At 60.1% G+C, this 18,182-nt stretch carries 14 protein-coding genes and 1 tRNA gene; 12 read left to right on the top strand and 3 right to left on the bottom strand.

Going from position 1 to position 18,182, the window contains the following annotated elements; all coding sequences use genetic code 11:
- Position 1 precedes the first annotated feature (1 nt).
- The 5 genes from truB to P3G59_RS04040 all read left to right on the top strand — a co-directional run bounded on the left by truB (position 2) and on the right by P3G59_RS04040 (position 4,440).
- Complete coding sequence (truB, locus tag P3G59_RS04020; RefSeq protein WP_008088346.1) at positions 2–919, top strand: tRNA pseudouridine(55) synthase TruB; 918 nt, start codon at positions 2–4, stop codon at positions 917–919.
- A 142-nt stretch (positions 920–1,061) separates the two neighbouring features.
- On the top strand, positions 1,062–1,331 hold the full coding sequence (gene rpsO, locus P3G59_RS04025; protein ID WP_003177875.1) for a 30S ribosomal protein S15: 270 nt from the start codon (positions 1,062–1,064) through the stop codon (positions 1,329–1,331).
- 193 nt (positions 1,332–1,524) lie between these two features.
- Positions 1,525–3,630 (top strand): polyribonucleotide nucleotidyltransferase, encoded by a 2,106-nt coding sequence (gene pnp, locus P3G59_RS04030; RefSeq protein WP_007915263.1) that lies wholly within the window; start codon positions 1,525–1,527, stop codon positions 3,628–3,630.
- A 193-nt stretch (positions 3,631–3,823) separates the two neighbouring features.
- Positions 3,824–3,899: transfer RNA gene (locus P3G59_RS04035), tRNA-Thr, on the top strand.
- A gap of 241 nt (positions 3,900–4,140) precedes the next feature.
- Positions 4,141–4,440 carry a DUF6388 family protein gene (locus P3G59_RS04040; RefSeq protein ID WP_034154593.1) on the top strand — a complete coding sequence of 100 codons (300 nt, stop codon included), beginning with the start codon at positions 4,141–4,143 and terminating at the stop codon, positions 4,438–4,440.
- A 51-nt stretch (positions 4,441–4,491) separates the two neighbouring features.
- On the opposite strand, the gene nadC is transcribed toward P3G59_RS04040, so the two are convergent.
- Positions 4,492–5,340: a carboxylating nicotinate-nucleotide diphosphorylase gene (gene nadC, locus P3G59_RS04045; protein ID WP_277760543.1), complete on the bottom strand. Its 849-nt coding sequence runs from the start codon at positions 5,338–5,340 to the stop codon at positions 4,492–4,494.
- A 288-nt stretch (positions 5,341–5,628) separates the two neighbouring features.
- Here nadC and P3G59_RS04050 point away from each other — a divergent pair, with 288 nt between their 5' ends.
- The 5 genes from P3G59_RS04050 to P3G59_RS04070 all read left to right on the top strand — a co-directional run bounded on the left by P3G59_RS04050 (position 5,629) and on the right by P3G59_RS04070 (position 12,154).
- Positions 5,629–7,809 (top strand): DUF1631 domain-containing protein, encoded by a 2,181-nt coding sequence (locus tag P3G59_RS04050; protein WP_277760544.1) that lies wholly within the window; start codon positions 5,629–5,631, stop codon positions 7,807–7,809.
- Positions 7,810–7,872: 63 nt separating this feature from the next.
- On the top strand, positions 7,873–8,433 hold the full coding sequence (gene ampD, locus P3G59_RS04055) for a 1,6-anhydro-N-acetylmuramyl-L-alanine amidase AmpD (protein WP_277760545.1): 561 nt from the start codon (positions 7,873–7,875) through the stop codon (positions 8,431–8,433).
- Positions 8,430–9,269 (top strand): regulatory signaling modulator protein AmpE, encoded by an 840-nt coding sequence (gene ampE, locus P3G59_RS04060; protein ID WP_277760546.1) that lies wholly within the window; start codon positions 8,430–8,432, stop codon positions 9,267–9,269. The genes ampD and ampE overlap by 4 nt, the downstream gene beginning before the upstream one ends.
- Before the next feature lie 218 nt (positions 9,270–9,487).
- Complete coding sequence (locus P3G59_RS04065) at positions 9,488–11,518, top strand: methyl-accepting chemotaxis protein (protein ID WP_277760547.1); 2,031 nt, start codon at positions 9,488–9,490, stop codon at positions 11,516–11,518.
- Between the two features lie 246 nt (positions 11,519–11,764).
- Positions 11,765–12,154 carry a hypothetical protein gene (locus P3G59_RS04070; RefSeq protein ID WP_277760548.1) on the top strand — a complete coding sequence of 130 codons (390 nt, stop codon included), beginning with the start codon at positions 11,765–11,767 and terminating at the stop codon, positions 12,152–12,154.
- Between the two features lie 136 nt (positions 12,155–12,290).
- On the opposite strand, the gene P3G59_RS04075 is transcribed toward P3G59_RS04070, so the two are convergent.
- Positions 12,291–13,067: a TatD family hydrolase gene (locus tag P3G59_RS04075; protein ID WP_277760549.1), complete on the bottom strand. Its 777-nt coding sequence runs from the start codon at positions 13,065–13,067 to the stop codon at positions 12,291–12,293.
- Between the two features lie 3 nt (positions 13,068–13,070).
- Positions 13,071–14,066, bottom strand: a complete 996-nt coding sequence (cra, locus tag P3G59_RS04080; RefSeq protein ID WP_277760550.1) for a catabolite repressor/activator — start codon at positions 14,064–14,066, stop codon at positions 13,071–13,073.
- Positions 14,067–14,374: 308 nt separating this feature from the next.
- Between cra and ptsP the strand changes: the two genes are divergently transcribed.
- Positions 14,375–17,236 (top strand): phosphoenolpyruvate--protein phosphotransferase, encoded by a 2,862-nt coding sequence (ptsP, locus tag P3G59_RS04085; protein ID WP_277760551.1) that lies wholly within the window; start codon positions 14,375–14,377, stop codon positions 17,234–17,236.
- Entirely contained in the window at positions 17,236–18,177 is a 942-nt protein-coding gene (gene pfkB, locus P3G59_RS04090; RefSeq protein WP_277760552.1) for a 1-phosphofructokinase, read from the top strand. The genes ptsP and pfkB overlap by 1 nt, the downstream gene beginning before the upstream one ends.
- Positions 18,178–18,182 lie beyond the last annotated feature (5 nt).

Genomic DNA, 18,182 nt, shown 5'->3' on the forward strand with positions numbered 1-18,182 from the left:
GGTGGCTCAGGTCAAACGTATCCGTCGTAACGTCAGCGGTATCATCTTGCTCGACAAGCCGTTGGGGTTCACCTCCAACGCCGCGTTGCAGAAGGTTCGCTGGCTGCTCAATGCCGAGAAGGCCGGTCACACCGGCAGCCTCGATCCATTGGCCACCGGTGTCTTGCCGTTGTGCTTTGGTGAGGCAACCAAGTTCTCGCAGTACCTGCTCGATTCCGACAAGGCGTATGAAACCCTGGCGCAGCTGGGCAAGACCACCACCACGGCGGATGCCGAGGGTGAGGTTTTGCAGGAGCGCCCGGTGACCGTTGGTCGCGCCGATGTCGAAGCAGCATTGCCGAAATTTCGCGGGCAAATCAGTCAGATACCGCCGATGTACTCGGCACTCAAGCGTGATGGCCAGCCGCTGTACAAGTTGGCGCGTGCAGGCGAAGTAGTGGAGCGCGAACCGCGTTCTGTTACTATTGCGCGCTTGGAATTACTGGCCTTCGAAGGCGATACTGCGCGACTTGCGGTGGACTGCAGCAAAGGCACCTATATTCGCACCCTGGTGGAGGATATCGGTGAGCAACTCGGTTGTGGTGCGTACGTCGCTGAATTGCGCCGTACCCAGGCCGGGCCTTTCACCCTGGCGCAGACCGTGACCCTCGAAGAGCTGGAAGCGGTACATGCCGAAGGCGGCAACGAAGCGGTTGATCGCTTCCTGATGCCATCGGACAGCGGCCTGCAGGATTGGCCGCTGCTGCACTTCTCGGAAGCGAGCGCGTTCTATTGGCTCAACGGCCAGCCGGTGCGTGCCCCGGATGCTCCGAAGTTCGGCATGGTGCGGGTACAGGATCACAATGGTCGCTTCATCGGTATCGGTGAAGTGAGCGAAGACGGGCGCATTGCGCCACGTCGACTGATTCGGTCGGAATGACCGAAACCGGTCTGTGTCAAAGCAGGCTGGCGAGGGTGGCTGTTAACAGGCACGGTCACTACTCATTTATAGATACAGGGATTTGTCCCTGGCCTGTTGAAGTTGTTTCCTTGAAACAGCTTCCTGATAAAAGGATTGCCTCATGGCTCTCGACGTTCAAGAAAAAGCTCAAATCGTTGCTGACTACCAGCAAGCTGTTGGTGACACTGGTTCGCCAGAAGTGCAAGTTGCACTGCTGACCCACAACATCAACAAGCTGCAAGGTCACTTCAAGGCCAACGGTAAAGATCACCACTCCCGTCGTGGTCTGATCCGCATGGTAAACCAGCGTCGCAAGCTGCTGGACTACCTGAAAGGCAAGGATCTGGGTCGTTATCAGACTCTGATCGGTCGCCTGGGTCTGCGTCGCTAATCAGCGATTGCGCTATGAGGTTGGTTGTCTGTCGGACGTCTGCGGTTTACCGCCGGCGGCTTGCAGGCTCCCAGCCTCAAGTTTTATCTGGATACACGTTTTACCCCGGACAAGGGTTGGGCCGATTCCCGACATTGCCCAAGAATTCGCAAGAAACCAGTTCCCCCAAGAGCCACAAAGAAGGTAGGACACCGTGAACCCGGTAATCAAAAAATTCCAGTTCGGTCAATCGACCGTTACCCTCGAGACTGGCCGTATCGCCCGTCAGGCCTCCGGCGCAGTATTGGTCACCGTTGACGACGACGTCAGCGTATTGGTGACTGTAGTCGGTGCAAAACAAGCCGATCCAGGCAAGGGCTTCTTCCCTCTGTCCGTTCACTACCAGGAAAAGACTTACGCTGCCGGTAAGATCCCTGGCGGTTTCTTCAAGCGTGAAGGCCGTCCTTCCGAGAAAGAAACCCTGACTTCCCGACTGATCGACCGTCCGATCCGTCCGCTGTTCCCAGAAGGCTTCATGAACGAAGTGCAGGTTGTCTGCACCGTCGTTTCCACCAGCAAAAAGACCGATCCGGACATCGCTGCGATGATCGGTACCTCGGCTGCCCTGGCTATCTCGGGCATTCCGTTCGACGGCCCGATCGGTGCCGCTCGCGTAGCTTTCCACGAAAGCACTGGCTACCTGCTGAACCCGACTTACGAGCAGCAAGCGGCTTCGAGCCTGGACATGGTCGTTGCCGGTACTTCCGACGCCGTACTGATGGTTGAATCGGAAGCCAAAGAGCTGACCGAAGACCAGATGCTGGGCGCGGTACTGTTTGCTCACGACGAATTCCAGGTGGTGATCAACGCGGTTAAAGAACTGGCTGCCGAAGCTGCCAAGCCAACCTGGACCTGGGCTCCGGCTCCAGAAGCCACCGAACTGCTGGGCGCTATCCGTGCCGAGTTCGGCGAGGCGATCTCCCAGGCTTACACCATCACCGTTAAGGCCGATCGTTACGCTCGCCTGGGCGAGTTGAAAGATCAGGTGGTTGCCAAGCTGTCCGGTGAAGAAGGCCAGCCTTCCTCCAGCGAAGTCAAAGCCGCTTTCGGCGAAATCGAATACCGCACCGTTCGCGAAAACATCGTAAACGGCAAGCCACGTATCGACGGTCGCGACACCAAGACCGTACGTCCGCTGAACATCGAAGTCGGCGTTCTGCCGAAGACTCACGGTTCGGCACTGTTCACCCGTGGTGAAACCCAGGCTCTGGTAGTCGCGACTTTGGGTACTGCCCGTGACGCACAGTTGCTGGACACCCTGGAAGGCGAGAAAAAAGACCCGTTCATGCTGCACTACAACTTCCCTCCGTTCTCGGTGGGCGAGTGTGGTCGCATGGGTGGCGCTGGTCGTCGTGAAATCGGTCACGGCCGTCTGGCTCGTCGTTCGGTTTCGGCCATGCTGCCAGCCGCCGACGTATTCCCGTACACCATCCGCGTGGTTTCGGAAATTACCGAATCCAACGGTTCGAGCTCGATGGCTTCCGTTTGCGGCGCTTCCCTGGCCCTGATGGACGCTGGTGTGCCGATGAAGGCGCCAGTTGCCGGTATCGCCATGGGTCTGGTTAAGGAAGGCGAGAAATTCGCAGTCCTGACCGACATCCTCGGTGACGAAGACCACCTGGGCGACATGGACTTCAAAGTAGCCGGTACCGCCAAAGGTGTGACCGCGCTGCAGATGGACATCAAGATCAAGGGCATCACCGAAGAGATCATGGAAATCGCTCTGGGCCAAGCCCTGGAAGCGCGCCTGAACATCCTCGGCCAGATGAACCAGATCATCGGCCAGTCGCGTACCGAGCTGTCGGCCAACGCTCCGACCATGATCGCGATGAAGATCGACACCGACAAGATCCGTGACGTTATCGGTAAAGGTGGCGCGACCATCCGTGCGATCTGCGAAGAAACCAAGGCTTCGATCGACATCGAAGACGACGGTTCGATCAAGATCTTCGGCGAAACCAAGGAAGCTGCAGAAGCTGCTCGTCAGCGCGTTCTGGGTATCACCGCTGAAGCCGAGATCGGCAAGATCTACGTGGGCAAGGTTGAGCGCATCGTCGACTTCGGCGCATTCGTCAACATCCTGCCAGGCAAGGACGGTCTGGTGCACATCTCGATGCTGAGCGACGCTCGCGTAGAGAAAGTGACCGACATCCTGAAAGAAGGCCAGGAAGTGGAAGTGCTGGTACTGGACGTGGACAACCGCGGCCGTATCAAGCTGTCCATCAAAGACGTGGCAGCGGCCAAGGCTTCGGGCGTTTAATCACCCCCAGGCTTTAGCGCAATGAAATGCCCCGCCGTGAAAACGGCGGGGCATTTTTTTGTCTTCCGCAAACATCAGAAGATCGCAGTCTGCGGCAGCTCCTGCAAAAGCGCGGTGATAACCCGATCATGTAGCAGCTGCCGCAGGCGGCGATCTTTGCTTTTGTGAAAACCGGTGCTAGGTTTAGCCCACTGCCCGTGTAGCTCAGCCGGTAGAGCAGCGCACTCGTAACGCGAAGGTCGCAGGTTCGATTCCTGTCTCGGGCACCACCTTCTTCATCACTCTCACTTTTCGCCATGCGGATTTATGTTCCGCAGGTCAGCTTTTTGTGGGAGAGATGTAAAGAGCCGTGTAATTCGTCATGCAAACGTCCTATATTCGGTGCCTGCATGAGCATCGCCCAGCAGTTTTCAGATGATCCCGAATGGTTCCGAAGGCCGGACAATCCGCGTCAGAGAGATCCTTGATGATCCAGATCCATCCTCCATTCCTAAGATCAGCGAGAACGCCATGACCGAATTAACTCAAGAGCAACGTCACGAACAAGCGCTGGAAAAGTACATTCTGGACGTACCGGACCTGAAAGAAGAGATCAAGGACCTGAGTCCTGATGATCAGAAAGACCAGATCCAGTGGGCCTTCGAAGACGAAGCCGAAGCCCAGGGCTTGCAGCCATGGGAACTGACGCTCAAGTACACGAGCACGCCGGAGGAGTTTGAGGCGCAGCGCCTCGTGCTGCACAAAGAGGCGGCCGAAGTGCTGGGTGTCGAGTGGGACGAGTACTGCGAGATGAACAATCTGGTGGTCTGAAATAAAAACGCCAGCCTCAATCGGGCTGGCGTTTTTTATTGCGTGCAATCTTCAGAGGCTGAGGCGCATCGACAGGTCCACCGCTTTGACATCCTTGGTCATCGCGCCAATCGAAATGTAATCCACCCCGGTCTCGGCAATCGGCAGCAACGTACTTTCGTTGATGCCACCGCTCGCTTCCAGCTTCGCCTTGCCGCCGTTCAGGCGCACGGCTTCGCGCATGTCATTCAGGCTCAGCTCGTCGAGCATGATGATGTCGGCACCGGCGGCCAGTGCTTCCTTCAGTTCATCCAGACTTTCCACTTCGACTTCCACCGGTTTGCCCGGCGCGATCTTGTGCGCGGCGGCAATGGCTTGTGGAATGCCACCGCTGGCAGCGATGTGGTTTTCCTTGATCAGGAACGCATCGTACAGACCGATGCGATGGTTGTGGCAGCCGCCGCAGGTGACCGCATATTTCTGCGCCAGGCGCAGGCCTGGCAGGGTTTTTCGGGTGTCGAGCAACTTGACCTGAGTGGCGCCGACGACATCCGCCAGGTACTGCGCGCGCGTCGCCACACCGGACAGCAGTTGCAGGAAGTTCAGCGCACTGCGTTCTCCCGTCAACAGCGACCGTGCCGGACCTTCCAGATGAAACAGCGGCTGATTGGGCTTGACCCGTTCGCCATCGATCACTTGCCAGTGCACCGCTACGCGCGGATCAAGCTGACGAAACACCGCATCGACCCAAGCGGTGCCGCAGATGACAGCCGCGTCGCGAGTGATGATGGTGGCTTTGGCCAGACGTTCGGCCGGGATCAGTTGCGCGGTAATGTCGCCGCTGCCGATGTCTTCGAGCAACGCACGGCGCACGTTGGCTTCGATTTCGGCGGTCAAATCGGCGAGACGTAGATTCGGCATAACGGGCTCCACAAACAAAGTGATTCGATTATAGGGCCATGGGACGAGCCAACCCAAGGCGAGAACGCGCGCGCTTGCCTGCATCCGGTCGATTTTCTTTGAGCAAACCGCGCCGGGACATGGTCATTGAAAGGGCATAGGGGAAACCCTGACGGCTATGGCGTCGGGTGCAAGTTATGAAAGATAATCCGCCTTGCATTTGACGTCATAGCTTTGACGTCCTGATTGAACTTGTGGAAGCGAGCCGGGTCGGCTTGACCGAACGAATCACCGTTTCAGGAGGCTTGGATGCACAACGACGGGAAAGTAGTGCCTTTGCACAGGGGCACTATCGAACAGGCGAATCATTCGCCGCTCGCCCGCCTGCCTGTCATTCTGCTTCAGGTTCGCGACAAGGCTGCCCAGCAACTGCGTCACGGTTTGCAGGAGCTGTTTGATAACGCCGACGACACGCTGTTTGAAATGGCCGACCGGGCGCGCAATGACGTCGAGCAGAACATCTTCTTCGAAGCCATGCGCGATTTGCGTCTGAAGCGAAAAAACATCGAGCGCGGTTTTCTTGAGCAGTTTCTCGAAGCCTTCATCGGCTTGACCCAATACGATCCCACGCACAACACGCTACCGCATGCCCTGTTTTACGACGAACTGGCTCCGCGCAGCGATGACATGGAGCGCAGCGTGGCGGTCGAGACCATGGTCGGTCGCGTACTCAAGCGTGACGGCTTCGCGCTCGATCAACTGACCGCGCGGCTTAACGCGCTGCTCGGCAACACCCTCGACAATCAGCACAACCCGCTCGGCCCGGCGATGCTTTGCGAGTTTTTCCTGCAAGCCGGGCGTAACCTGGGCGTGGAGATCAAGGTCAAGCTGATCCTGCTCAAACTGTTCGAGCGTTATGTCTTGGCCGACACCGAACAGCTTTATGCCGAAGCCAATCAGTTGCTGCTCGCCACCGGTGTGTTGCCCGAGTTGCAGCCAGCCCCGGCGCGCCGTGCGATTGATCGTGCGATAGCCAATGTGAACAGCGAGGACAGTGACGACACGCCGCCCGTCGACGAAGGCGTGCAGGAGGTCTTCGCCGCGTTGCAACAATTGCTCGCACAGGTGCGCGGAAGTGTCGCGCCGACGCTGGAACCCAGCGTTGCGGCGCAACCGATTTCCACCCGCGACCTGCTGCGCCTGCTTTCGCACTTGCAACAATACGTGCCGGCACTGGCGGCGCAGGACGACTTCGATCTGCGCAATCAGCTCGAACAGTTACTGACCCGGGTCAGCGTCAGAAGCGGCAAATCGCGGATCGTGGGCGATGCGGACGAAGATGTGATCAACCTGATTGCCATGGTCTTCGACTGCATTCTTGAAGACCGCAATGTGCCGGATTCGCTCAAGGCCCTGATCGCCCGGTTGCAGATCCCGATGCTCAAGGTCGCGGTGCTCGACAAGAGTTTCTTCAGCCGTAGCACCCACCCGGCGCGGCGGCTGCTCAACGAAATTGCCGCAGCGGCCATGGGCTGGGGCGATTGCGACGGCGAGGCGCGTGACAATTTGTACCTGCGCATCGAGCAGGTGGTGCAGCGCCTGCTGACCGATTTTGTCGACGACCCGGCGATCTTCTCCGAGTTGCTGGCCGATTTCCTCGCGTTCACCAGCGACGAGCGCCGCCGCAGCGAACTGCTTGAACAGCGCCTGCGTGACGCTGAAGAAGGGCGAGCGAAAACCGAGCTGGCCCGGCGCCGTGTCGAGCGCGCGTTGAATCAAGCGCTGCTGGGTAAAACACTGCCGCCGACCGTGGTCACCTTCTTACAGGACGCCTGGAGCAAAGTATTGCTGCTGACGTGCCTCAAGCATGGTGATCAGTCAGCCGAATGGCAGGCTGATGTACAGACCATGGAGCAATTGATCTGGAGTGTGCAGCGTCATGCAGACGCTGAATCCAGCCTGCGCTTGCTGGCACTGGTGCCGGGGTTGCTCAAGTCGCTGCGTGATGGTCTGAGCAGTTCGGCGTTTGACCCCTTCGCCACCAGCGAGTTTTTCAGTGAACTGGAAGCCCTGCATGTCCGTGTGCTGGAGCGTTCCGTCGAAGCGGATCAGGCCACGCCAATGATCGAAGTGTCGCAGCAGATCGTGCTGCATACCGCCGATGAGGGCGATATGGCGATGACATCGGTACGCTTGCCCCACGACGCCGTCGGTCTGCGTCAGGTCGAGCAACTGCGCCTGGGCAGTTGGGTGGCGTTTCAGGAAGACGATGAACACAGTCTGCGCTGCAAGCTGGCGGCTATCATCGAAGCCACCGGCAAGTATGTATTTGTCGATCGCACCGGCATGAAGGTGCTGGAGCGCAGCCGCATCGCGCTGGCCGTGGAATTCGAGCGCGGCGCGGTGCGTGCGCTGGACGACACCTTGCTGTTCGACCGCGCGCTGGAGTCGGTGCTCGGCAATCTGCGGCGACTCAATCGCGGCAAGTGATCGCGCGCCGGGGGCCGTCACGGCATACTGGGCGCCAACACAGTCGGCGTTGAAGGAATCGGTATGCAGTTGGATCCCGCTAGCGGGTGGTGTCACGGGGTGCAGGTCTGCCCATCGCCCAACTTCAATGAACGCCCTGCGGGCGAAATTTCCCTGTTGGTCATCCACAACATCAGCCTGCCGCCGGCGCAGTTCGCCACGGGCAAGGTGCAGGAATTTTTCCAGAATCGTCTGGATGTCACCGAACATCCCTACTTTGCAGGGATCGCTGACCTGCGCGTCTCGGCGCACTTTCTGATTGAACGTGACGGCAAGGTCACCCAGTTTGTCTCCTGTCTTGAGCGGGCGTGGCACGCCGGCGTGTCGGTCTTCGAGGGACGGGAAACCTGTAACGATTTTTCCGTGGGCATCGAGCTGGAAGGCACGGATGATCTACCGTTCACCGACGCGCAGTATCAGGCGTTGACGGCGTTGACCCGCCAGTTGCAAAACGCATTTCCGGCCATCACCGGCGCCCGCATCTGTGGGCACAGCGACATAGCACCCGGGCGTAAGACCGATCCTGGCCCGGCATTCGACTGGGCGCGTTACCGCGCAGCCCTGGCACAAGAGGAAGGACAATGAGTTTTCTGGTGTTACTGCTGGCGCTGTGGATCGAGAAGTTTTCGGCCCTGCGTCATCGGGTTCAACGCGATGGCGGATGGATCCGCGAACTGAACAAGCTCGAAACCAGCGCGCGGCTGGCCAAACAGCCCTGGCTGGTGCTGACGATTCTGGTGCTGTTTCCGGTGGCGTTGCTGGCGCTGCTGTTGCTGGTACTGGAGCCGGTGGCCTACGGCTTGCTGGCGTTGCCGGTGCATTTGCTGGTGGTGATTTACAGTCTGGGGCGCGGCGACTTGCTTGGCGGTCTCGGGCCGTTTCGCGATGCCTGGCGCCGTGAGGATCTGCAAGCGGCGGCGCATGTCGCCAAGCGCGATTTGAACATTTGCGCCGACAGCGGCGAGCAATTGCTTGAAAGCGTGCAGGGGCATCTGCTGTGGCAGGCCTATCAGAGCTTTTTTGCGGTGATCTTCTGGTATTTCGTGCTCGGCCCGGTGGCAGCATTGGCGTATCGCCTGTTGGCGCTGGCGCAGGAGCACGGCCAGAATCCGGCATTGGTCGAGCGTGCCGCGCAAATGCGGCATGCCTTTGACTGGCTACCTGTACGCTTGCTGGCCGCGAGTCTGGCGCTGGTCGGCAACTTTGTCGCGGTCAGCCGGGTGATGCTGCATGAATTGCTCAACTGGAACATCGGCGCTGCGCAACTGATCAACCGTGTCGGCCTGGCAGCGGGGGAGATTCCACCTCCGGTGGTCGGGCCGGACGGCATCAATACCCTCGATTGCCTGTGGGAACTGCTGCTGCGTGCGGCGGTGCTGTGGTATGCCGGGTTTGCCTTGTGGACAGTTTTGATCCACTGATTTAAAGAAAGATCAAAAGATCGCAGCCTGCGGCAGCTCCTACACAGGGATTGTGTATTTCCTGTAGGAGCTGCCGCAGGCTGCGATCTTTTTTCGTTAACCTTAAGTTACAAAACCTCCCTTCGATTTGAGCTATACAGAGATGGCGCCCGATAGTGGCTATCTGCTGTCGCCCCGCGCCTGCCAATAAAAACAAGAAAAACCAAGGGAGACTTCCAGTGAAGAGCTTGCTCTATCCCGCCGTCTCGCTGATGAACCGTCTGAGCTTCGGCATGAAGTTCAGCCTGATCAGCGTGCTGTTCCTGGTACCGATGCTGGTGACCAATTTCTATCTGGTGCGCGATTCCTATCGTGAATTCCAGGGTACTCGGGTCGAGCTGCAAAGCCTTGATCTGTTGGGCAGCAGCCTGGCCCTGCGCCGGGATCTGGAAACCCTCAACAACCTGGTGCAGATCAACGTCACCCTCGGCCAGTCCGGCAAGGCCGGGAATGTCGAGGCGCAGATCACCACGCTCGAACAAGCGGTTCTGGCGCGCCTGCAAGGGCTGGCCGCAATGACCGACGATCCCGAGCAGATCAAGGTATTCGAAGGCAAGCGCGATGAGATGATCGCCGCGTTCAAGGCGCAGCAAGTGGAAAACTCGCTGCAGAGCAAAAGCGCCTTGATCGGTAAATTGTTGGCCAGTGCGCAGATTTTCAGCCAGATCATCACCAGTCAGGCCGGGCTGAGCCGCGACAACCAGAGCGACATCCGTCAGCTCAGCGAACTGGTCACTCTGATCACGCCGAGCGTCACGCAAACCCTCGGCGAAGGCCGGGCGATGGGCTCGTATTCACTGGGCCAGGGTTTTCTCAACAGTTCTTCGAGTACCCGTTTCGATGAGCTGTTGGTGCAGATCGAAAAACTCCAGGCCGAGTACGCTCTGAAACTGCAGGACGCCCTCGGCTCCAGCAAAGCCGCACGGGAAAACCTCGCCGCTGTGGCTGATAGCAGCAAAGCCTCGCTCAAACAGGCCAGTGAGCTGTTCGAAGAGCAGGTGGTGATGGCCGATACGCTCGATGCGCCATGGCAGGCGTTTTACGATCAGGTCACCGCGCTGATCGACCGGACTTACCAGCTCAACGAAGCCACGTTGAAATTCCTCGACACCCAATTGCAGCAGCGTCTGGCGCAGAACCGCACGCACATGGTCTTGCAGGCGGTGGCGCTGTCGGTGGTGTTTGTGCTGATTTTCTACCTCTATGGTGGCTTCTACGCCTCGACCCGCACCACGCTTAAACGCTTGGGCGCGATGATGGATAAGGTCGCGGCCGGTGACATGACGGTCAACTTCAAGGCCAACAGCCGCGATGAATTGGGGGAGTTGGGCGAAGTGTTCAATGGCACGGTGAGGAAGATTCACGACTTGATCGAGCGCGTAGGTCAGACCGTCGCCGAGGTCGAGCGTCAGGCCGGGCAGGTCGAGAATGTCTCCGCACAGAGCAATCAGGCGGTAGCGGGGCAACGCACGCAGATCGAGCAAGTGGCAACGGCGATGAACCAGATGTCGGCCACTTCGCTGGAAGTGGCGCGCAGTGCGGCGGCAGCGGTGAGCAGTGCCCACAGCGTGAATGACGAGACCATCAGTGGTCGTGGCCTGGTCGAGTCGCAGCAGGGCAGCATTGCCGCGCTGGCCAGCGAAATCGACCAGTCGGTGCTGGTGATCAACCAGTTGGCCAGTGACAGCCAATCGATCAGCCGCGTACTGGAAGTGATCAAGAGCATCGCCGAACAAACCAACCTGCTGGCGCTTAATGCCGCGATCGAAGCGGCTCGCGCTGGCGAGCAGGGGCGTGGTTTCGCCGTGGTCGCAGACGAAGTGCGCACCTTGGCCAAACGCACCCAGCAATCGACCGAAGAAATCGAACAGATGATCGCCAAACTGCACGGCGGCGTCGGCGCGGCGGTAAAAGCCATGGGCGTCAGCCATCAGATGGCCAGTGGCACGGTTGGCCAGTCGGAAAAGGTCCAGCAGGCGCTGGAGAACATCCTCGGCGCGGTGGGCATGATCGTCGATCAGAATCAGCAGATCGCTGCAGCGGTTGAACAGCAAACGGCGGTGGCCCATGACATTGACCAGAACATCGTCGAGATCAACCGCGCCGGCGAACGCACGGCGCAAGGTGCGCACCAGACCGAAGACGCCAGCCGGGCGCTGTCAGCCCAAGTGGTAGAGCTTAAACAGCTGATCAGCGCCTTCCGCGTCTAAGTCGTACGCACTACCTGTGGGAGCGAGCCTGCGCGCGAATGCAATCTGTCAGTGACATTGCTGTCACCTGACACACCGCTATCGCGAGCAGGCGAAGGCCCACAATGGGCCGGGTTTTGTCAGAACCTTTTGTAGTACTTTTTCACCTTCTGCCGTAAGCCCAGTCCTGTTTTTCTCCGTGCTCTGGCTTTTTTCCGTCAATGAACCAGTATCCATGCTCGACTGATCGCGTAGAGGAGGCCGCTCATGTCTGTTGCAACCTTGGGAGTCCAGGGCCGGTGTGCTCATTGCCAGACCACACTGTTGCTCAAACCCTGGCAACTCAATGCCATCTCGATCAATGAACCGTTCACCTGCGACCATTGCCAGCAAACTCTGGAGTTACGCTGTCCGCAACAGATCAAGCGCTTCAAGTCCCTCGATTCACTGGCACTGCTGCGTTTCAGCGCTTCAGTAACAGTCTGCACTGCGCTGCTGGTGGCGTTGGTGATGGAATGGGTGGGACTGCTGAGCGTCACCGAGCAACTGAACGCGTCACTGATCACGATTTTCGTGTACTTCGTGGTCGTCCGTTATGCGCGTCAGCGTCAACACATGACGCTGATTCTCGAAGCCGCCAAGGCCCACGCCGATTGACTCACACCGACTGACTCACATCGACTGACTAACGCGGACTGACTGTAGGAGCTGTCGAGTGAAACGAGGCTGCGATCTTTTGATCTTAAGGCAGAATCAAAAGATCGCAGCGTGCCGCAGCTCCTACAGGGGCGTGTTACCAGCCAAACACTGCGCAGCTGTTGGCGGTACTTGCCGTGGCCAGTTGTTGCGGGCTGATATTCATCAGCTCCGCCAACGCCTCGCAAATCGCCGGCAAGTGCGCCGGACTGTTGCGCTGACCGGGAAACATCGCGGGGGCCATGTCCGGCGAATCGGTTTCCAGCACGATCGAATCCAGCGGCAATTCCGCCAGCACCCGATGCATGCGCAACGCCTGCGGCCAGGTCGGCGCGCCGCCCAGGCCCAGTTTGAAACCGAGTTTGATGTACTCCCGCGCTTCTTCACGGCTGCCGGCAAAGGCGTGGATGATCCCCGCGCGTTTGAGCTTGAAGCGCTTGAGCGTGGCGATTACCGCCGCATGGCTGCGCCGGACGTGGAGCAGCGCTGGCAACTGAAAGTCTGCGGCCAATTGCAGTTGCGCCTCGAACAGCACCTGCTGCCGTTCGCGATCCAGCGTTTCGATGAAGTAATCCAGACCGATCTCTCCCACCGCACACAACTGCCGATGACCACGCAGCCGCGTCAGCCAATCGCCGAGCGCCGATAAATCCTCAGGCCGATGCTGATCGAGATACACCGGATGCAGACCGAATGCTGCGTACAAATCCGCATCGCTCTGCACCAGATCCCACACCCGTTGCCAGTTACCCTCATAGACGCCCAGCACCACCATTCGCCGCACCCCGAGGGCGCGGCTTTCGGCGAGCAACGCCAAGCGATCGGCGTCGAAGTCGGGGAAGTCGAGGTGGGTATGGCTGTCGATCAGCTCCACGGCTCAGTCCCGGTGAATACGCTGCTTGAAGGTCCGCGCAATGGCCTGCACGCCGGGTTTGTATTGCGACTGCTCGACCGCCGCCAGTGCCAGTTCCAGCGCCTTGTCGGCGATCAACTGGTGTTGCTGGGCCATGGCGTTGACTGGCAGCGGCAGGAAATCCAGCAATTGCGTATCGCCGAAGGTGCCGAGGCGCAGCGGGCGGGATTTCAGCGGGAAGTCATGCAGTGCGTCGAACACACCTTGCAGCAGCACGTAGGAAGTCGTCACCAACGCATCGGGCAAATGCCCCAGACGTTGCAGGAGTTCTTCCATCAATTGCTTGCCGCATTCACGGCTGAAGGACTCGGCGTGCTCGACCAGCACTTCGCCTTTGAAGTCGACCAGCGCCTGTTTGAAACCGGCGGCACGTTCCTGGCTGATGCTCAGTTCCGGGCGCGCGCCGAGCAGCACAATCTGCTTGGGTTGCGGATCGAGCAGGCTCTGGGTCAGATGCAGGCTGGCTTCGCGGTCGTCACTGATCACCGAGCAGAAATGCTCCGGCTCCATAACGCGGTCGATGGCGATGATCGGCAGCCCTTTGGCCTGCAACTGACGATAGCTGTCATCCCCGGCGGGCAGGCAACTGGCAACGATCAACGCATCGCAGCGGCGCGCCTTGAACAATTGCAGCAATTGGCGCTCGCTGTCGGGCGCATCGTCGGAGCTGGCGATCAGCAATTGATAGCCGCGTGCCCGCGCACCTTGCTCGAGCAGCTTGGCGATCCGCGCGTAACTGGGGTTTTCCAGATCCGGCAGAATAAAGCCCAGCGTGCGCGTGTGCCGACTGCGCAGCCCGGCCGCTTGAGGGTTTGGCGTGAAGCCATGCAGATCGACCACCGCCCGCACCCGCTCGACGGTCGCGGTGCTGATGCGTTGCTGTTCGGCCTTGCCGTTGATGACGTAGCTGGCGGTGGTCACGGACACTCCGGCCAACCGCGCGATATCACTGAGTTTCAACCCGGGATTTCCTTGTTTATTCGAGCTTGCCGCAACATTTTCGCCAATCCTACCCGATTAGGGCAGGCGACTTATTGCCTGCGCGCATCCGACAAGTTGGACTTCAAGGATGGGACATTATCGAGTAACGTGCCGAACAATCTAGATTAAACGTTTCAGCAAGCGTATTTTCTACGTTTTAGACGCCGTTGGCCGGTGCTGCCGTGAAACCGCCAAAACTGCCGCTGAAAAGCAAAGCGGCAGAGCGCCTAAGCTGCAACCATCCAAAACAATACCTGGCACTCATACAGCGCCAAAAAGGAGATCGCATGCTCGAGCTCACTATAGAGCAGATATCCATGGGCCAATCGGCTGTGGATAAACCCGCAGCCCTGCAACTGCTGGCCAATCACCTTGTGGCCGATGGTCTGGTCGCCGACGGTTACCTCGCCGGCCTGCAGGCTCGGGAAGCCCAGGGCTCGACCTTTCTCGGTCAAGGTATTGCCATTCCCCACGGCACTCCGCAAACCCGCGATCAGGTGTTCGCCACCGGCGTGCGCCTGATGCAGTTCCCCGAAGGCGTGGATTGGGGCGATGGCCAGATCGTTTATCTGGCGATTGGCATCGCCGCCAAATCCGACGAACACCTGCGTCTGCTGCAACTGCTCACCCGTGCCCTCGGCGAGACCGATCTGGGCCAGGCCCTGCGTCGCGCCAGCTCCCCTGAAGCGCTGCTGAAACTGTTGCAAGGCGCGCCGCAAGAGCTGGCGCTGGATGCACAGATGATTGGCCTCGGTGTATCGGCCGACGATTTCGAAGAACTGGTCTGGCGTGGCGCGCGTCTGTTGCGTCAGGCCGATTGTGTGAGCAACGGTTTCGCCGGTGTGTTGCAGCAGGTCGAAGCGCTGCCGCTGGGCGATGGTTTGTGGTGGCTACACAGCGAACAGACCGTGAAGCGTCCGGGCCTGGCGTTTGTCACCCCGGACAAACCGATGCGCTACCTCGGTCAGCCGCTCAGTGGGTTGTTCTGTCTGGCCAGCCTTGGCGAAGCGCACCAAGCGTTGCTTGAACGCCTGTGCGCGCTGCTGATCGAAGGTCGCGGCCATGAACTGGGCCGCGCTACCAGCAGCCGCAAAGTCCTCGAAGTGCTCGGCGGTGAATTGCCCGCCGACTGGCCGAGCGCGCGCATTGCCCTGGCCAATGCTCACGGGTTGCATGCACGTCCGGCGAAGATCCTCGCGCAACTGGCAAAGAGTTTTGACGGCGAGATTCGTGTGCGCATCGTCGATGGTCAGGACAGTGCCGTGTCGGTGAAGAGTTTGAGCAAGCTGCTTAGCCTCGGCGCCCGTCGCGGTCAGGTGCTGGAACTGATCGCCGAGCCGAGTATTGCCGCTGATGCCTTGCCGGCATTGCTCGCTGCTATCGAAGAAGGCCTCGGCGAAGAAGTCGAGCCGTTGCCTGCCGTAAGCCAGCAGCGCGAAGTCATTGCCGACATCGCCGAAGTGCTGATCGCTCCGGCATCCGGCGCTCTGTTGCAGGCGATCCCGGCAGCACCGGGCATTGCCATCGGGCCTGCGCATATTCAGGTTCAGCAAACCATCGATTACCCGTTGCGCGGCGAGTCCGCCGCCGTTGAGCGCGAGCGTCTCAAGCAAGCGCTCAGCGATGTGCGCAGCGACATTCAGGGCCTGATCGAACGCAGCAAAGCCAAAGCTATCCGCGAGATCTTCATCACCCATCAGGAAATGCTCGACGACCCGGAACTCACCGACGAAGTCGACACCCGTCTCAAACAAGGCGAAAGCGCCGAAGCTGCGTGGATGGCGGTGATTGAAGCGGCGGCCAGACAACAGGAATCGCTGCAGGACGCGTTGCTCGCCGAACGTGCAGCGGATCTGCGTGATATCGGTCGCCGCGTGCTGGCGCAACTGTGCGGCGTGCAGACCGCGAGCGAGCCGGAGCAGCCTTACATTCTGGTGATGGACGAAGTCGGCCCGTCCGATGTCGCGCGGCTGGATCCGGCACGCGTCGCGGGGATTCTCACCGCACGCGGCGGCGCCACCGCGCACAGTGCAATTGTCGCGCGGGCTCTCGGCATTCCGGCGCTGGTCGGTGCGGGCGCGGCAGTCTTGCTGCTGCAACCGGGCACGCCGTTGCTGCTCGACGGCCAGCGCGGTCGCCTGCACGTCGATGCCGATGCCGCGACCCTGCAACGCGCCGCCGAAGAACGCGACACCCGCGAGCAACGCCTGAAGATTGCCGCCGAACAACGCCATCAACCGGCACACACTAGCGACGGTCACGCCGTCGAAGTGTTTGCCAACATTGGCGAAAGTGCTGGCGTGCTCAGCGCGGTGGAGCAGGGCGCCGAAGGCATCGGTCTGCTGCGCACCGAACTGATTTTCATGGCCCATCCACAAGCACCGGACGAGGCCACGCAAGAAGCCGAATACCGTCGCGTCCTCGACGGTCTCGCCGGGCGTCCGCTGGTGGTGCGCACGCTGGATGTCGGCGGTGACAAACCGCTGCCGTATTGGCCGATCGCCAAGGAAGAAAACCCGTTCCTCGGCGTGCGCGGCATTCGCCTGACCTTGCAGCGCCCGCAGATCATGGAAGCGCAATTGCGCGCCTTGCTGCGTTCTGCCGACAACCGTCCGCTGCGGATCATGTTCCCGATGGTCGGCAGCGTCGAAGAGTGGCGTCAGGCTCGCGACATGACCGAACGTCTGCGCCTGGAAATCCCGGTCGCCGATCTGCAACTGGGGATCATGATCGAAGTGCCGTCTGCCGCATTGCTGGCGCCGGTGCTGGCCAGGGAAGTCGACTTCTTTAGCGTCGGCACCAACGATCTAACGCAGTACACCCTGGCCATCGACCGAGGTCACCCGACGCTGTCGGCACAGGCAGACGGCTTGCACCCGGCGGTGCTGCAACTGATCGACATCACCGTGCGCGCGGCCCATGCCCATGGCAAATGGGTCGGTGTCTGCGGCGAACTGGCGGCGGATCCTTTGGCGGTGCCAGTGCTGGTCGGCCTCGGTGTCGATGAACTCAGTGTCTCCGGGCGCAGTATTGCCGAAGTGAAGGCGCGCATCCGCGAACTCAGCCTGACCCAGGCGCAAACCCTTGCTCAACAGGCCCTGGCCGTGGGCAGCGCGAATGAAGTGCGCGCACTAGTGGAGGCCCTGTAATGGCCAAGATTCTTACTCTGACCCTCAACCCGGCGCTCGACCTCACCGTCGAACTGCCACGCCTGGAGGCCGGTCAGGTCAATCGCAGCGACGAGATGCACACCCACGCCGCCGGCAAAGGCGTGAACGTCGCGCAGGTGTTGGCGGACCTCGGCCATCAACTGACGGTCAGTGGTTTTCTCGGTGAAGACAATCTGCAAGCGTTCGAAACCCTGTTCGCCAAGCGTGGTTTTGTCGACGCGTTTATCCGCGTGCCGGGTGAGACACGCAGCAACATCAAGGTCGCCGAACAGGATGGCCGCATCACCGATATCAACGGCCCGGGGCCGGTGGTCGACGCCGCCGCGCAGCAGGCGTTGCTCGAGCGTCTGCTGCAGATTGCGCCAGGTCACGACGCCGTGGTGGTCGCCGGCAGTTTGCCCCGTGGCGTGACCGCGCAGTGGTTGCGTGAATTGATCGAACGGCTCAATCAGCTCGGTCTGAAAGTCGCCCTCGACAGCAGCGGCGAAGCGTTGCGCGCGGCGTTGCAGGCCAGTCCGTGGCTGATCAAACCGAACACCGAAGAACTTGCCGATGCACTCGGTTGCGATGTGGTTTCACACGCAGCGCAAGCGCAAGCGGCGGCGCGCTTGCATGCTCAAGGCATCGAGCACGTGGTGATTTCCCACGGCGCTGACGGCGTGAACTGGTTCAGCGTCGGTTCGGCGCTGCACGCCACGCCACCGAAGGTCAGCGTCGCCAGCACGGTCGGTGCCGGTGATTCGTTGCTGGCCGGCATGCTCCACGGTTTGCTCAGCGCCGACACGCCTGAACAAACCCTGCGCACGGCCACCGCGATTGCGGCGATGGCGGTGACCCAGATCGGTTTTGGCATCAACGACGCCGCGCAACTGGCGCAGCTCGAACAGGGTGTGCGCGTGCGCCCCCTGACAGAACAATAAGAGGG

This window comes from Pseudomonas sp. A34-9, from assembly GCF_029543085.1.
GTDB lineage: Bacteria > Pseudomonadota > Gammaproteobacteria > Pseudomonadales > Pseudomonadaceae > Aquipseudomonas.

What these genes read in the sequence shown, in the direction of transcription:
- P3G59_RS04040 (WP_034154593.1), top strand. Translation starts at nt 4,141, where the DNA reads ATGACCGAATTAACTCAAGAGCAACGTCACGAACAAGCGCTGGAAAAG.
- ampE (WP_277760546.1), top strand. Translation starts at nt 8,430, where the DNA reads ATGAGTTTTCTGGTGTTACTGCTGGCGCTGTGGATCGAGAAGTTTTCG.
- nadC (WP_277760543.1), bottom strand. Translation starts at nt 5,340, where the DNA reads ATGCCGAATCTACGTCTCGCCGATTTGACCGCCGAAATCGAAGCCAAC.
- rpsO (WP_003177875.1), top strand. Translation starts at nt 1,062, where the DNA reads ATGGCTCTCGACGTTCAAGAAAAAGCTCAAATCGTTGCTGACTACCAG.
- pfkB (WP_277760552.1), top strand. Translation starts at nt 17,236, where the DNA reads ATGGCCAAGATTCTTACTCTGACCCTCAACCCGGCGCTCGACCTCACC.
- P3G59_RS04070 (WP_277760548.1), top strand. Translation starts at nt 11,765, where the DNA reads ATGTCTGTTGCAACCTTGGGAGTCCAGGGCCGGTGTGCTCATTGCCAG.
- ptsP (WP_277760551.1), top strand. Translation starts at nt 14,375, where the DNA reads ATGCTCGAGCTCACTATAGAGCAGATATCCATGGGCCAATCGGCTGTG.
- ampD (WP_277760545.1), top strand. Translation starts at nt 7,873, where the DNA reads ATGCAGTTGGATCCCGCTAGCGGGTGGTGTCACGGGGTGCAGGTCTGC.
- P3G59_RS04050 (WP_277760544.1), top strand. Translation starts at nt 5,629, where the DNA reads ATGCACAACGACGGGAAAGTAGTGCCTTTGCACAGGGGCACTATCGAA.